Source organism: Flavobacterium frigidum, assembly GCF_048286735.1.
Taxonomy (GTDB): Bacteria; Bacteroidota; Bacteroidia; order Flavobacteriales; family Flavobacteriaceae; genus Flavobacterium.
Genome location: NZ_JBLVPU010000047.1, coordinates 1 through 1,588, shown reverse-complemented (window position 1 = coordinate 1,588; position 1,588 = coordinate 1). Strand labels below are relative to the sequence as shown.

Here is a 1,588-nt window from a genome sequence, read left to right as displayed (position 1 = left end):
TCACAAATAAGTTTTCTTGTTTCTAAAAATGTATAGATATCATCATATCCTTGACCTCCGTCTTTATTAGAAGAGAAAAAGCCTCTTCGAGATTTGGTATCAATTAAATACGCAAAATCATCTTTGGGAGAATTCACATCGGCTCCTACATTTTGTACTTCACTAAAAGTTCCCTCTGCACTTATTTTAGACATAAAAACATCTAATCCTCCCAGTCCAGGATGTCCATCTGATGCGAAGTAAATTTCATTTTCGTTAGAAATAAAAGGGAAAGTTTCTTTACCTTCAGTATTAATAGATTTTCCTAAATTTTCAGGAGTTCCAAAAGTACCATCCTCATTTATTGTCACTTTAAATAAATCAGACTGTCCTAAGGTACCGGGCATGTCAGAGACAAAATACAATGTTTTCCCATCGGGGCTTAGTGCGGGATGTGCTGTACTGTAATTATCACTATCAAAAGGAAGTTCAGTTATATTAGTCCATTTTTCATTTTCTAAAGTGGCTTTGTATAATTTGATTAAAGTAATTTTATTTCCATCTTTTCCTTTTTTACCATCAAGATAATTGTTTCGAGTGAAGTACATGGTTTTCCCATCAGCAGTAAAAATAGGAGTAGACTCATGAAACTTAGAGTTAATTGTCCCATCAAACTTTTTTGGTTTATTAGTACTTGGAGTTAGGTCAGCATCTAAATCAGTGGTGTATAAATTTGTAAAATACTGATTGGTCCATTTGTGTTTTCGTTGACCAAGACTACCAGTATCTCTGGCCGAAGCAAAAACTAATTTATTCGAATAAATAGCAGTTCCATAATCAGAATAGATCGAATTGATTCCCGCGTCTTCGATGGTGTACCTTCCAGAATTAGCTTTAATGGCTTGTAGATAATTGGTATTTTGTTTAAAGAGTTTGGCTCTACCATCATTGGCTGATTTCTGGCTGAACAATTCCATCATCTCATTGGCTTTATCATTTTGATTGATTGCTCTTAAAGACTGCGCATAGCGATAATAATATTCGGGTTCCAAAGTCGAGCTGTCTAAAGCAAACAATTCTCCATACCATTTGGCAGCTTTATCGAATTCGGAATTAAAGTAGTAAGCGTTTCCTAACTTTTGGAACAGATCTACGGATTTATATCCTTTCTCAGCAATTCTTTCATAGGTTTTGATGGCATCTACATAGGCATAACCCTCATATTTTTTATCAGCTAGGGTCAACTTTGCATTTTGAGCATAAATGTTAATGGAAAAAACACTTACTATTGTTATGTAAAGAAGTATATTTTTTTTCATAATAATTGTTTTTAGAAGAACCTTGGAGTTGTGATTTTACCATTGTTTTTAAATATTTCATAGCGCAAAAATATTTCATGGGAACCAGAATTGTAGTTTTTTAATCTTGTTGTATCATGATCGTAACCATAACCAATATACATTCCGTCAGAAACTTGAAAACCAACCATTGCACTCACAGCAGCCGACCATCTGTAGGCTAATCCAAGAACAAACTTATCATTAAACATAAAATTCCCAGACAAATCTACTTGAAGAGGTGCTCCATCGACAATTTTAGTTAACAATGC

The 1,588-nt window shown here is 33.9% G+C and carries 2 protein-coding genes; both read right to left on the bottom strand.

Translation table 11 applies throughout. The annotated features are described in order from the left end of the window. Nucleotides 1-1,298: flagellar motor protein MotB (locus ACNQGO_RS15350; RefSeq protein WP_417985814.1), on the bottom strand; the 1,298-nt coding region annotated here is incomplete at its 3' end. 11 nt (nt 1,299-1,309) lie between these two features. Beyond that, on the bottom strand, nt 1,310-1,588 hold a 279-nt coding region (locus ACNQGO_RS15345; protein ID WP_417985813.1), incomplete at its 5' end, for a type IX secretion system membrane protein PorP/SprF.